This is a genomic window from Sporomusa intestinalis (assembly GCF_055383785.1).
Map to the genome: position 1 here is coordinate 1,411,752 of NZ_AP042390.1, position 14,167 is coordinate 1,425,918.

Genomic DNA, 14,167 nt, shown 5'->3' on the forward strand with positions numbered 1-14,167 from the left:
ATAAACTAACATCAGAAATCTAAGGGGAGGTACAGGAACTGTATGGCTAATGAGACTCTAATCAAAAGTGATGATACGACCAGCCGCGGTGATGTGGAATCAGTGCCTAATAAAGGTGACGCCAGCAGCACGAACCATCCGGACGGGCATTTTGACGTGCATAATAATGCCAGGAAATATTACGATATTGAAAAAGCCCCGGCCTCCATGCCGGAAGTACATAAGTGGCAGCGGGAACATATCAAGGTGCATGATCAGACCAAGGACGGTTTTCCGCTCAATGTCATCCTCGATCCGGCCATGCGCGAGATGTACCAGCATGTTCATGCGCAAGGCCTGACCAATGTGTTTGACCGCTTTGAGCAACAGGAGAAGATTCGCTGCAGTTTCTGTTCCTCCGGTCTGTCCTGTCAGTTGTGCGCCAACGGCCCTTGCCGGATCAGCCCCAAAGCCCCCCGCGGCAACTGCGGCGTGGATGCCGATGTCATGGTAGCCAGGAATTTTGTGTACCGCCATGTAACGATTGGCGTCTCGGCCAATATTTTTCATGCCCAGCAGGCGGCCCGGGCCCTGAAAGCCGCGGCTGAAAAGCCTGACAGCGGCCTTAAGATACGGGACAGCCAAAAACTGTTGAAATACGCGGAAATGGCCGGCCTGAACAGCCATGAGGATGTAAATAAAGTTGCGGTTGATTTTGCCGACTGGGTGCTGGCCGACATGGGCAAACCCTACTGGGAAGAAGCGGCGCTGGTGAAAACATTTGCCCCGCCCAAACGCCAGGAACTGTGGCGTAAGCTGAATATCTTCCCCGGCGGCGGCTTCAGCGAAGTTGGCTTTGCGCAAACAAAATGTATGACTAACCTCAATGCCGATGCGGTCGACTTTCTGTTAACCTCGGTCCGGCTGGGCATCATTAATGAATACCAGGGCCTGTTCGCTCTTGACATATTGCAGGAAATCCTTATGGGCACCCAGAAAATCCGGGCGGCCAAGCAGAATATGGGGCTGCTCCAAAAAGACAAGGTCAATATTATTACCAACGGCCATATGCCGCTTACTGCCCATGTGGTTATTGAGCTGGCTTCCACGCCTGAGTGGCAGGAGAAGGCCCGGCAGGCCGGAGCCAGCGGCCTGCAGGTGCTGGGCCATGTCTGCGAGGGGCAGCAGCTGCTCAACTACGGTGATACCGGGGTCATGAGCGCTTATGCCGGCCAGGAGGGCGAGTGGCTCTCAGAGGAGTATCTCCTGGCGACCGGGGCCGTAGACCTGTTTATGTTTGATTATAATTGCACCATTCCCACCCTGCCGCTTTATGCCAAACGGTTCGGCACAGCAATGGTAAGCACCCATGAAGTCATCCGCATGCCTGGCACTGAGGTCGTTGAATTCAAGCCGGCGGAGATGAAGCAGCAGGCGGCAAAAATTCTCGATATGGCCATCAGCGCTTTTGGCAAACGGAAAGCGGAAAATCGCGAGGTCTATATTCCCCCCCACGTTTCCGAGGACTGCATAATCGGTTTCAGCACCGAGTCGGTCAAAGAAGCGCTTGGCGGCTCGTGGAAACCGCTGATTGATGCCATTGCTGCCGGCAAAATCCGGGGCATTGCCACCATCGTCGGCTGCACCACCGCCCGCTATGGCCAGGGAGGCAGCAATATTTTCCGCATCACCAAAGGCCTGATTGAAAAGGACATCCTGATTCTGTCCGGCGGCTGTACGTCTTCAGTAATGGAATACACCGGCTTAACCAATCCCCAGGCCGCTGAGGAATGCGGACCCGGCCTGAAGGAGGTGTGCAAAGCCCTGGGCATTCCGCCGGTGCTTTCTTATGGCGCCTGTGTCGATATCGGCAAAATGACGCAAACGGCCAAGGAGATTGCCGATGCGCTGGATGTGGATACCAATAAGCTGCCGCTTGTTATCGGCGCTCCCGAATACCTGGAGCAGAAGGCGGTAGCCGATGCCTGTACCGCCATTGCTTTAGGCTGGCTGGTGCATGTTGCCCCGGTACCGTCGGTTACCGGCAGCGATCTGGTGGTTAAGACGCTGACCGAAACCACCGAAACCCTGGGGCTTGGCAAACTCACGGTCGAAACCAGCGCCGACAAGACGGTGCAGATCTATGTGGACCATATTGAAAAGAAACGCAAAGAGCTGGGTCTGAATTAGCTGGACCGGCTAACCCAAAAAAGATTGCCACGGTATCGCTTTAGCGGAGCCGGGGCAATCTTTTTTTGCTTGATCAGCCTCAGCAAAAAAATAATGCGCACACAATTATTGCGCTTGAAACATTTTAATGCATGGGCAGGGGGGAAGAGCCTGGTATTGCCGGCTGCGCAAGGATGGTATGAAATATGCAATAGTAATTTGAAATATATAATTCAGGGAGGCTTAGGAATGTTGTCTTGTCAGATTTGTTCTATCTGCCATGGTAATGACCTCCCTCACTTCTGCTTACCTTCAGTATAATGCGAAAGAATTCCCGGCACTGTGAGCCGCGTCACATATGCCGTATAATTATGGAAAAGATTCGCTTACCTGGCGGAGATAAGCTATAATATAACTGTTATAGCGTTTAGTTAACCGGTTGGTTGGATATTGAGTGAGGAGGAGGGGTTTTCATGCAAGACCATGAGCATAAAATAGATATGCAGGCGGTGTTAGAGGCCTTTAACCTGCTGGCGCCCTATCTCAAGCAGCTATTTGAGGATGATGTTACCCTGTCGGTGACAGATAAGCAAAAATACCTGACAATCCTGCACAGCCCCAACATCAGGGTTAATGTTAAAGACGGCGATCCCCTGCCGGCAGGCTCAGCTTCCTGCAAGGCGATCGAGCAGGCAGCGGCCATGTCGATGGTAATACCCAAGGAAGTAGTGGGGATTGATGTGCGATCAATTGATGTACCGGTGAAAGACCGCCAGGGCCAGGTAATCGGGACCATTGGCATTGCGAAAAGTCTTAACCGGCAGCGGGAGGTTTATAATCTGGCCAACAATCTCTCGGCCTCGCTCCGGCAGATTACCGACGGGATCAGCCATGTAGCCGCCGGGATTCAGGATTTGGTTACTTCTAATCGGGAACTGCTGCAGTATACGGAGGAAGCTAAAAGCGATACTAAGAATACAGATGAGGTGGTAGCTTTTATCAAAAATGTCGCCGGCCAAACCAATCTCTTAGGTCTGAATGCCGCGATTGAGGCGGCCCGGGCCGGTGAACTGGGGCGGGGGTTCAGTGTGGTGGCCGAGGAAATCAGGAAACTCTCAAGCTCCAGTAATGACAGCATCAGCCAGATCAATGCCATTTTGCAGCGGGTTCAATCCCAGGTCAGTTTGATTGGCCAGGGCATTCATAAGGCGAATACGGTTGTCGAGGAGCAGGCTGCAGCTATCCAGGAGATAACGGCTTCCATTCAGGAACTTAATGCCGCTGCCGGCATTCTGGAAAACATGGCAGAGAAGCTGTGAGCGGCAGTTGTAACCAGCGGACGGACAAACAATAACGGGACAAACTCAGTGCTTTGTGTGCTGAGTTTTCTGTTGTGAAGCAAGAGGAAACTGCCTGTAAAAAGTAAGGTATTCCGGATTTTTTTACAGTATGGTAGAATCCTATTAGGGGTAAAATGAATGTAGTAATAATTGGAGGGAGTATGCGAAATAAGTTTAATCAATACTTTTGGGTAGCTGTCGGCTGTATTATCGCCAGCATTTCCATTAATGGGTTTTTGGTCCCCCATCACCTGCTTAGCGGCGGGATTTCCGGTCTGGCTATCATTTTTTATTTTTTGTTTGGCCTGCCGATCGGTATACAGATCTTTGTGATGAATATCCCGTTGCTTTATGCTGCCTACCGGCTGCTGGGAAAAGACTATACGATCAACACCATATTTGGCACCATCTTTTTTTCTGTGGCCGTCGATGGCACTCGGTTTTTTTCGCAGTACAACCTTATTGATGACCCGATCATCTCCGCCCTGACCGGCGGGGTGATTTCCGGGATTGGCAGCGGCCTTATTTTCCGGGTCAATGGCAATGCCGGCGGCCTCGATATCGTTGCTGCCATTGTCAAAAAATACTATTCGCTTAATTTTGGGGTCGTTGGTTTTGCCATTAACTGTGTTATTATGGTGGTTGCCGCCCTGTTATTCGGGCTTAAGCTGGCCATGCTGACCCTATTTGCCATGTTCGTCACCGCTAACCTGACCGATAAGGTAGTAGAGGGCTTTAACCGCAGGAAAACGGTCTTTATCGTTTCCTACAATACGGACAGTATTGTTTCGTCCATCCTAAAAGAGGTTGGGCGGGGGGTTACTATCCTTAACGGCGAAGGCGCTTTTACTCATCAAAGCAAACAGGTGCTGTTTGTCGTCGTCAGCCTTACCCAGATTGCGAAGATTAAACAGCTTGTCCACGAGTCTGACCCGCAGGCGTTTATGATTGTTCAGGACGCGGCTGAAGTTATGGGACGGGGCTTTACGCTGCCCAACTCCCGCCAACTATGATGAGCGCAAATTTTGCACAATATTTTCTCAGCTTTTTATTGCTGTCAGGCATTATTTGCGGTACAATACTGATATACGGCCAACCAACCAGAATAACTTCCTGGCGTGACTAGGAGGACCGGGCTTTTCGAGTTAAAGAAAGGTTCGATAATGCTAGCAACCGATTATGCCCTGGGAAGCTCCTTCTAACCGGATGTCCGCCTTCAAATAAACGGAGGTGCATTCGTATGAGCGGACAGGAGCTTATGTTGTTAATCCTGGTGGGGGTCGGCTGGACTGCGGCCTTGTATTATAAATCATGCAAGCTGCTTGGCAGTAAGTCCAAAAAACAATAAGACCGGCACAATTCACAAAATCACCATTTGGCTGTGTAAATGGTGATTTTTTACGCACTTTTATTGTAATTTTTACTGAATATATGATCTTAATAAAGATTGACAGTTTATCGGTATCTATTTTAAAATAATAATACGAGAAGTAATTTTTTTAATATTCTAACTAATAAGAACGCAGGGCAATTAAAGGCCGGTAGTCTGCCGGAGCAGAAACAAAAGGAGGTGAAAGCAGTAGCTGAAAAAGTATCTGCAGTACATAACAGCCAGTGAATAGCAATCACTAAATATATGCAAGCGGCTAAGTGAGTATGTGGCCCGGGTGAGGAACGGATGCGAGCGACACCGGGTTAAGGAAAGCGGACAGTGGAGAGAGGGGTTGAAGGGATAATGGGAAAGAATTTAGGGATATACAAATGTCCGGCCTGCGGTTATACGCTGGAGGTCGTGGAAATGGGAAAAAAACAATTGGTGTGTACCGGTCATTCTTATGCAAGCACCTGCTCAATTGCCGATGCTCAAGTGGCTTGCTGCGGCAAAGCGATGGAATTATTGGAACCCAATACCGTAGAGGCTTCAACCGAAAAACATCTGCCTGAGGCTGCATTTACTGAAGACGGCAAACTGACAGTCCGGGTCGGGAGTATACCGCACCCCATGACCGCCGAGCATTTTATCGAGTGGGTGACTGTGGTTGCCGGTAACACGAGCCAAAGGGTAAAATTGGCAGCAGGCCAGCCTGCGGCATCAGTTTTCTGTGTTGGTGATGCGGCCGCGGCGGATATCTATGCGTATTGCAATCTCCATGGCTTATGGAAAGCAAATATTAAAAAGCAGAAGGACTGATGTTTTCCGCTCCGGAAAACAGAGGTGTAAAAGGATGCCCTGACGGCATCCTTTTTGTCGTTCAGTCCCATTTAGAAAGTACCTCCGCCGGTAGCAGGGGGCAGTTCTCTTGACAGGCTAAAAATTATATGTAAAGATAAATTATGGGAATCATTAAGGTGAAAAGTCAAATACGCGACTGTTATATTGCGGCAATTATTGTTAAACATAGAATAGACTCTGCTGATATAAAATAAACAACGGAATGCTTGGGGTGATTTGAGGTGTGGCAGCAGGTTTTTGTCCAGGCAAACAGGCTTTTCGCTGCGGCAAGAGGCAAGCGGCTGAAATAGTGTAACCGGGAGAACGAGGGCGCTTGTTAGGTTCAAGTAACCGTCCCCCGTGACAGAAGGAGATGCAGCAATGATTAAAGAATTTGAAGGAATCGCACCAACTCTTGATGAAAAGATTTTTATTGCCGATGGCGCCCGGGTGATTGGGGCCGTGACAATGCGGGAATTCAGCAGCCTGTGGTTTAATGTTGTTGCCAGGGGCGATGTAAACCGGATTGAGATTGGCCGGTATACTAATATCCAGGACAATAGTGTTGTTCATGTTGCTGATGCGCATCCGGCCCTGATTGGCGATTATGTTACCGTTGGCCACAACGCCATTATTCATGGCTGCACAATTGAAGAACATTGTTTAATCGGCATGGGGGCAGTTGTGCTTAACGGTGCCGTTATCGGCAAGGGCAGTATTGTCGCCGCCGGCGCCGTGGTGAGAGAGAACCAGGTAATTCCCCCGCACTCGCTGGTAGCCGGGGTGCCGGCGAAAATTGTTAAATCAGTGCCGGCAGAGTGGGACAGTATTCATGCGCAGGCGATAAAATACAAAACGTTGTGGTCTGAGCGCTACAAGGTGTTGCCGGAGGCCGGCGGCGAGAGCTATCATGGTGAAAAAATAGTGTAGGGAGGCAAGTTGCAATGAGTTTTGATTTTATTTATACACGCCACAGTGTACGGAAATTTACCGATGAACAAATACCTGAGGAAACCATTAAAGAGCTGATTAAAGCCGCTGTCCAGGCTCCTTCCGGCAAAAATCAGCAGAACTGGCATTTTGTTGTTGTAACCAATAAAGACAAAATTGCCGAGATTGCCCGGCTGGTTGAAGTCAAGAATGCCGAGCTGAGCACGTATTTAAAGGATGAGGCCAAAATCAAGGGATTTCGGGGTACTGTCGGCTATCATACCGTTTTCAAGGGGGCGCCGGTGTTGATTCTGGTGTATGCCGGTCCTTATGAAACCATTGCTGATATGCTGCTGGCCGACGGCATGATGCCTGAAAGCGAGACCCGACAATACGCCCGGGCCAATCCGGGGATCCAGAATATTGCCGCCGCCATGGAGAATTTGCTGCTGGCTGCCGCCAACAGCGGTTATGGTACTTGCTGGATGACCGGTCCAACCTATGCGGCGGAGGAAATATCCAGGTATGTCGGCTTTGTCAAAGACGGCTACCATTTGGCCGCCATGACCCCGCTGGGGGTTCCGGCCGGTGACAAGGTTACCGCCACGCCGCGCAAGCCGCTGGAAGATGTGCTGACAATTTTACGGTAACGCCATAAGCATACAAACAGGCAGGCTGCTTATCAAATGAGCAGCCTGCCTGTTTTGTTATCCAGTAAGAAGTATCATTTTCCGCCTGCTAAGGGCAACAGCGGCTGCCGCCGGCGCTAAGGCTCGGCGCACGCCGTGTTTTCATTTAATGCCGGATAGAAATCCTGTAACCGGGTTTTACGGCCGGGGTTAAGCACGATGAACTCTTCATCCCATGGGCCTGTCAGCAGTTTTTGCAATAACCGCAGGGAGCCGGGAACCACCCCGTATTCCATATTCAGCCTGGCGGCGAATGTTTGGACGTTACTTACCATCGCGTCGATATCATAGGAACCGGTATCGACTATGAGAAACCGGGTGTAATGGTGCAGCATCTTTTTTACCAGCCGCAGGGCCTTTTGCTCGCCGTACTGCTCAACCCAGTCTTTATAGGACCACATAATATTGCCGTCCGGGTCAAGCCAGCCTTTGGTCAGGAAATAAGTGCGGATTTCATCGTGGATGCTTTTACGGGCGTTGGTCGATCCCAGCAGTAAGGTGATGCAGTCATCAATGCGGGGAATGACAAGGGTGGCCCGGGCGGCGCTGATGCCGGTCAGGCCATTGCCGCAGCAGCCAAAGGCCATGAGGATGACTGACACGCTGCCCAGTCCGTTGATTTGTTCCTGGACTTGCCGGCGCAGCTCGTCCGGGTAGTTATGCAGGCCGGATTCAAAATAAAATACAGGATAACTGATACCTGACTGCTCCATAGCCAGTTCAACCTCCGCCTTCATTGTCTGGCAGGCCAGTAACATTGTGTGCATTCGCACCACCCCATTCCGGCTTTGCTGGTATAAACGGCCGATTTTTTACCAAAAGGCGTTAAGGGTAAATCTTCGATGACAGGCCAGTGGGTAGTTTTCGACATTTTTCAGCCCTCCTTGGGTACAGATCATATTATTAAAATATAGCAAATATTATGCCAACTAAGGCGCTGAAAAAGGGAGGCTGAAAAATAAATACTGTTACGCCTGGAAGCCGCTTAGTTATTTTGTCAACTCTGTTTGTAGGTTGAGGATTTGATGCCCAGCTTACGGAGGCGGTAATGCAGGTCCTGGCGGGAAATGCCCAGTTGCCTGGCACTGTCGCTTACATTGCCGTTAGTTAGTTTCAGTGTTTTGTGTATTACATCCGCTTCACACTGCCGGAGGTATTCGGCCAGCGGTTTGACGCCTATGTCGGCTGACGACAGGTCCGCGGGATTTTTTTCTGCTAAATTATTCAGCATGCGTTTTACTAAAAATGATGGCAAATCTTCCAGGACGACCTCGGTGGCCGTATTCTCAACAATACTCATGGCACTTTCAATGACATGCTCCAACTCCCGCACATTGCCCGGCCATTTATACAGGGACAACAGCTCTAACAGGTCGGGGGAGATCTGGTGAATTGCTAAATGCAGCTGCTCGTTAAAGCGGGCAATAAATTCCCGGGCGAGTACGGGAATATCCTCCCGGCGCTGTCTGAGCGGCGGGATTTGTAAAACAACAGGGGTTAAACGGTAGAGAAGGTCATCACGGAAGGAGCCGTTGCCGGCCGCTTCATATAGATTCTGGTTGGTTGCGCTGATAATGCGGCAGTTGATTTTACGCTCGGTTTTGTCGCCGAGCCGCCGTACCTTTTTATCCTGCAGTAAGCGCAGCAGCTTGGCCTGCAACGGAATACTCAGTGAGTTGATCTCATCCAGAAACAAGGTGCCGTTTTCGGCCTGCTCACAGAGTCCGGGGGCATCAATGGCGCCGGAGAAAGCCCCTTTTACCGTACCCATCAGCAGGCTCTCCATCAGGGTCTCCGGGATTGCGGCACAGTTGACGGCGATGAAGGGGCGTGAACTATAAGCACTGGCATTATGGATTCCCTGGGCAAAGAGCTCTTTACCGGTACCGGTTTCCCCATAAATCATTACTGTCGAGGCGGTCGCGGCTATCCGGCGGGCCTGTTTGACCGCCTGCCTGATTAAAGGGCTGATGCCGACAATGTCATCCAGTGTATAACTGGTGCCGTTAGGCCGGTTTTTTGATTTGCTCTGATCAAAACAGTTGATAACCTTGGTTAACAGCTCGTTGATAGACGGAATATCCCGGTTAATGGAATATACCGCCGTGAGTTCGCCATTTTCGAAAAAGGGGTAGGAATTGTAAACAATATCCACCTTTTTACCGGTATATAAATGATAGGTCATGTACTGCTCCAGGAGCGGTTTTTTACTTTGCAGCACGGCCAGGCGCTGCAGGTTTGGCAAGGGCAGCGAATAGACGTCAACATCCTTCCGGCCTAACATATTCGATCTTTTGGTAGCCTCGATTTTTTCAAAGGCCTGGTTATAAATCATGATCGTTCCGTCTTTATTGGCCGCATATACACCTTCCGATATCGCGTCGATGATTTCGTGCAGCAGCCTGTTTTCCCGGCTTAATTCCTCCCAGCTTTTTTCTTTACATTCAAGCATATGAAGATCACCCCTTCACTATATACAGCTGGCTTTAGAGAAAAAAATTTTTTCGGTGAAAAAATTTTTTTCATTTACGTAAATCCCTGATAAATATTCTGTTTATTCGGAATAAGTGAAAAATAATTCTTCACTGGCTAGGCACACTACGGTTTAAAAAAGATAAAAATCTTTGCCGGCAATATGACAATTTTTCATAAAAGTCAAACTATTCCGGGGTCTGTTCAAGCCTTGTTGCCATTATGGCATGATAATTGCAATACTTAAATGGTGAAATCATACACAGAAGAGGAGGGGATTAAGGCAGACAGTACAATCGGAGCCATGTAAATTGTAGTCAGGAGGGGCGTGCAATGAGTACAGAAGAAAAAAAGATTGATCAAATGTTGTTTTGGCCGCCGTTATTATTAGTTGCCGTGATCTGCGGGGCAATTATTACTAATCCTGAGGCCTCAACCAATGCCGTTAACACCGTATTCTCCTTTTTGACCGGCCAGATGGGCTGGGCCTATGAAGTCTTTGTTCTGGCCAACCTGGGGGTAGTGTTCTACTTTATATTTGGGAAATTTGCCAATAAGAGATTTGGCGGCGAAAAACCGGAGTTTAGCACCTTAAGCTGGCTGGGAATGCTGTTCTCCGCCGGTACTTCGGCTGCAATCCTGTACTGGAGCCCGATTGAATTTTACTTTTACCTGACGGCGCCGCCTTTTGGTTTGGAACCGCTCTCACCGCAGGCTACCGCTATGGCGACCGCCTACCCCCTGTTTCACTGGGGACCCAGCAGTTATGCCCTTTATGTCGGTGTAGGCGTTGTATTCGGCTACCTGTTTTTCGTGCAGGGTAAAGAGGTATTCCGCCCCAGCACGGCCTGTGAACCCATGCTTGGCCGCTATGCCGGCGGCTATGTGGGTAAAGCCATTGACATCTTTTATATGGTGGGGATCATAGCCGGGATCAGCACTTCAGTCGGCCTGGGGACGCCGCTGTTGAGCGAGGTTATTACCGAGATTACCGGCATCCCCCATACGCTGGGCCTGGATGGCGCCATCCTCGTTATTTGGACGGTCATTATCGGCATCAGTGTGTACGGGGGGCTGGACAAAGGCATCCGGCAATTAAGCGATTTCAGAAACTATCTGGGCTTTGCCCTGCTGGCGTTTGTCCTGATCGCAGGCCCGACGGCATTTATGTTCAACAATTTTTTTGACAGCCTGGGCGTCATGTTCAATAACTACTTTAGAATGAGCCTGTACACTGACCCTGTGCAGAAATCCGGCTTCCCCCAGGGGTGGACCATATTTTATTTTGCCTGGTTTACGGCCTTTGCTTTGAGTACCGGCATCTATCTGGCGCGAATCTCCCGGGGCAGAACCGTACGGGAGTTTACCTTGGGGGCCACCTTCTCCGGTATTACCTGTGTTTATACCTATTTTATGGTCTTTGGCAACTATACCATGGATTTGCAGGCCCGGGGCGTGTTAAACCTTGCTGAAACTATAAAAAATGAAGGCGTACCACGGGCGATTGTGGAAATATTTGCGACTCTGCCCTTTGCCCCGGTCATTCTGCCGATTATTCTGGTGTTATTGTTTATCTCGACAGCAACGGTTATTAATAGTATAGCATATACTCTCGCCATGGTAACTACTGAAAAATTAAAAGCCGGTGAAGAACCTGCCAAATGGAACCGGGTATTCTGGGCGCTGGTGTTGGGCGGCCTGTCGCTCACGCTCATATTCCTGGGCGGCATGAAACCATTGCAGGCAGCCTCTGTTGCCGGGTCCTTCCCAACCATGTTTATTATGGCGATTATTCTGATCGGCTTTATTAAAACAGCAGGCCGTGACTGGGATGTTGCGGAGGCGGCCAAGCCTGAGGGTCTGCCGGCTGCAGGGGACAGTAAGGAGACTGGCCGGCCAGTTAAGCCGGACAATGAAAATATCAAAGCGTAGACAAAAACCGGATAGGAGTGTGAACCGATGTTCAGATTTACTGCAGAACAACATGTGTATGATATTAATGGTGTAAAGATCGGGGGCCAGCCGGGAGAGTTCCCGACAGTCCTGATCGGCAGCATATTTTATAGGGGCCATAAGATTGTCGAGGACGCAGCCAAAGGCCTTTTTAATGAGACCGAGGCCAAAGCATTGCTGGATCAGGAGGCTGAGCTGAGCGCCGAGACTGGTAATCCCCGGATTGTGGATGTGTTGGGTGATACGCCGGAGGCGCTGGCCCGCCATGCCGAATTCATCCTCCGCCATACTTCTTCCCCGTTTCTGCTGGACAGCGTTAGTCCCGAGATCCGGACCGGGGCTTTGAAATTGCTGGGGAAAGACCCGGCTATTACGGAGCGGCTGATCTATAATTCGATTGAAGAAAACTATACAGAAGAGGAACTGCAGGTTATTAAGGAGTTCGGCATCAAGACCGCAGTCGTGCTGGCCTTCAGTAAAAAACACCTGAAACCAACCAGCCGCCTGAAGTTGTTGAAGGGCGACGGCAAGAGCGAGGGCTTGATAGCGGCGGCCAAACGAGCCGGTGTTGAGCAGCTGCTGGTAGACCCGGGGGTGCTGGATGTGGCCAGCAACAGCTGGACAACCAAGGCTATTTACGATGTAAAAGAGGAACTAGGCTATCCGGGCGGCTGCGCCCCGTCTAATGCCTTATATCTGTGGAAAAAGATGCGGTCTAAAGGGTCGCCGTATTTTGAGGCGGCAGGAACAGCGGTCTTTACCTATCCTGTCACCCAGGGCGCCGATTTTCTCCTGTACGGTCCGATTATGAATGCCCCCTGGGTATACCGGGGCATTGCGACAACCGATGCCATGATGGGTTATACCACCAAGCTTACCGGTACCAAGCTGGGGACAACGGAGCATCCGTTATTAAAGCTGTTTTAAGCGGGAAGCCCTGCTCTCCGGTGGAGATATAACATGAAAGAGAGAGGTGTTGGCAAATGATTCCGAAATTTAATGTATTAACACCCGCACAGGTTGATCAGGTTCATGAGCAAACGATGAGAATTTTGAGTGAGATCGGTGTGGAGTTTTCCTATCAGCCGGCGCTGGAAGTGCTGAAGGCGCATGGCCAAAGAGTGGAAGGACAGCGGGTATATTTTTCCCGGCAATTTGTCGAGGAGCAGGTGGCTAAAGCGCCGGCCGAGTTTTCGCTCCATGCGCGCAACCCGCAGCATAACCTGGTGGTCGGCGGGGAAAACATTATCTTTATGCCCGGCTACGGCGCACCGTTTATTCATGAAGCCGACGGCAGCCGGCGCAACTCGAATATGACAGACTATGATAATTTCATAAAACTGGCGCACCTGAGCCCCCCGATGCACATGACCGGCGGCAACGCTGCCGAGCCGAACGATGTGCCTGATTCGATCAGGCATTTGAAAATGACCTACAGCTCTATCATCCATTCGGACAAATGCTTTATGGGCAGCGCCTCCGGTTACGATAAAGCGCAGGATAATATCGAAATGACCGCAATCCTGTTTGGCGGCCGGGAGGTCATCAAGGAAAAACCGGCTTTGATCTGCCTTGTCAACTCGGTTACCCCCCTGAAATATGACGACCGGATGCTGGGCGCCCTGATGGCGTATGCCGAGGCCGGTCAGGCCGTAGTTATCGCTTCCCTGGTTATGGCCGGGTCCACAGGCCCGGCAACAATGGCCGGCGCGTTAGCCCTGCAGAATGCCGAGGTGCTGGCCGGCATCACCCTGGCCCAGAGCATTAACCCGGGTACACCGGTAGTGTACGGCTCAACCTCAGCGATTACCGATATGCAGACCGGTTCCCTGTCCATCGGCAATCCGGAAGGGGCAATGTTTACCTCGGCCAGCGCGCAACTGGCAAGGTTTTACCGGGTCCCGAGCCGGGGCGGCGGCGGTTTGAGCGATGCCAAGATTGTGGATGCCCAGGCCGGCTATGAATCAATGCTGACACTAATGGCCGCCAGTGTGGCCGGGATTAACTTTGTCCTGCACACCGCCGGTATCCTGCAATACTTTATGGCCATGTCTTATGAGAAATTTATTGTCGATAATGAGATTGCCGGGATGATCCTGCGGTATCTGCGCGGTATCGAATTCTCTGAGGATAAGTTTGCCTTTGATGTCATTGCCAAGGTCGGACCGGGCGGGCATTTCCTGACCCAGAAGCATACCCGGCAGAATCATGCCAAAGAACTGAGGGCGGCAACACTCAGTGACCGCCTGTCCTATGACGGCTGGGGGAAAGAACGGCTGGACACGAACCGGCGGGCTGAGCGGAAATGGAAGGCCATGCTGCTGGCCGAATACCAGGCACCGGCGCTGGATAGCAGCATCGATCAGGCCTTGCAGGCCTTCATAAAGAGAAGAACGGCTGAGTTATAAAGCCGGCCTGGTTTT

Annotated in this window: 12 protein-coding genes; 9 read left to right on the forward strand and 3 right to left on the reverse strand. The window is 50.7% G+C overall.

Annotated features, from left to right (window positions below; translation table 11 throughout):
- The first annotated feature begins 42 nt into the window (after window positions 1–42).
- From cooS to ACZ481_RS06440, 6 genes are all read left to right on the forward strand, one after another.
- Window positions 43–2,169, forward strand: coding sequence for an anaerobic carbon-monoxide dehydrogenase catalytic subunit (gene cooS, locus ACZ481_RS06415; RefSeq protein WP_464769334.1), 2,127 nt, complete (start codon window positions 43–45; stop codon window positions 2,167–2,169).
- 452 nt (window positions 2,170–2,621) lie between these two features.
- Complete coding sequence (locus tag ACZ481_RS06420) at window positions 2,622–3,467, forward strand: methyl-accepting chemotaxis protein (protein WP_464769335.1); 846 nt, start codon at window positions 2,622–2,624, stop codon at window positions 3,465–3,467.
- 182 nt (window positions 3,468–3,649) lie between these two features.
- A complete protein-coding gene (locus ACZ481_RS06425) occupies window positions 3,650–4,501 on the forward strand; it encodes a YitT family protein (protein WP_464769336.1) in 852 nt (283 codons plus the stop codon).
- 722 nt (window positions 4,502–5,223) lie between these two features.
- A complete protein-coding gene (locus tag ACZ481_RS06430; protein WP_464769337.1) occupies window positions 5,224–5,679 on the forward strand; it encodes a desulfoferrodoxin family protein in 456 nt (151 codons plus the stop codon).
- A gap of 402 nt (window positions 5,680–6,081) precedes the next feature.
- Entirely contained in the window at window positions 6,082–6,630 is a 549-nt protein-coding gene (locus ACZ481_RS06435) for a gamma carbonic anhydrase family protein (RefSeq protein WP_464769338.1), read from the forward strand.
- A gap of 14 nt (window positions 6,631–6,644) precedes the next feature.
- Window positions 6,645–7,280 (forward strand): nitroreductase family protein, encoded by a 636-nt coding sequence (locus tag ACZ481_RS06440; RefSeq protein ID WP_464769339.1) that lies wholly within the window; start codon window positions 6,645–6,647, stop codon window positions 7,278–7,280.
- A 116-nt stretch (window positions 7,281–7,396) separates the two neighbouring features.
- Here the strand turns inward: ACZ481_RS06440 and ACZ481_RS06445 are convergent, their stop codons facing one another.
- From ACZ481_RS06445 to ACZ481_RS06455, 3 genes are all read right to left on the reverse strand, one after another.
- The gene (locus ACZ481_RS06445) at window positions 7,397–8,086 is read right to left on the reverse strand and encodes a DUF1638 domain-containing protein (RefSeq protein ID WP_464769340.1); all 690 of its coding nucleotides are present in this window, start codon (window positions 8,084–8,086) and stop codon (window positions 7,397–7,399) included.
- Window positions 8,053–8,190, reverse strand: coding sequence for a hypothetical protein (locus ACZ481_RS06450; protein WP_464769341.1), 138 nt, complete (start codon window positions 8,188–8,190; stop codon window positions 8,053–8,055). The genes ACZ481_RS06445 and ACZ481_RS06450 overlap by 34 nt, the downstream gene beginning before the upstream one ends.
- 126 nt (window positions 8,191–8,316) lie before the next feature.
- Window positions 8,317–9,771, reverse strand: coding sequence for a sigma-54 interaction domain-containing protein (locus tag ACZ481_RS06455; protein WP_464769342.1), 1,455 nt, complete (start codon window positions 9,769–9,771; stop codon window positions 8,317–8,319).
- Between the two features lie 353 nt (window positions 9,772–10,124).
- On the opposite strand from ACZ481_RS06455, the gene caiT reads away from it, so the two are divergent.
- Genes caiT through mtgB form a run of 3 tightly spaced genes read left to right on the forward strand, consistent with a single transcriptional unit; the run spans window position 10,125 to window position 14,152 of the window.
- Window positions 10,125–11,723, forward strand: a complete 1,599-nt coding sequence (gene caiT, locus ACZ481_RS06460) for an L-carnitine/gamma-butyrobetaine antiporter (RefSeq protein WP_464769343.1) — start codon at window positions 10,125–10,127, stop codon at window positions 11,721–11,723.
- Between the two features lie 27 nt (window positions 11,724–11,750).
- Window positions 11,751–12,671, forward strand: coding sequence for a [methyl-Co(III) glycine betaine-specific corrinoid protein]--tetrahydrofolate methyltransferase MtgA (mtgA, locus tag ACZ481_RS06465; RefSeq protein ID WP_464769344.1), 921 nt, complete (start codon window positions 11,751–11,753; stop codon window positions 12,669–12,671).
- A gap of 56 nt (window positions 12,672–12,727) precedes the next feature.
- A complete protein-coding gene (gene mtgB, locus ACZ481_RS06470; RefSeq protein ID WP_464769345.1) occupies window positions 12,728–14,152 on the forward strand; it encodes a glycine betaine--corrinoid protein methyltransferase in 1,425 nt (474 codons plus the stop codon).
- Window positions 14,153–14,167 lie beyond the last annotated feature (15 nt).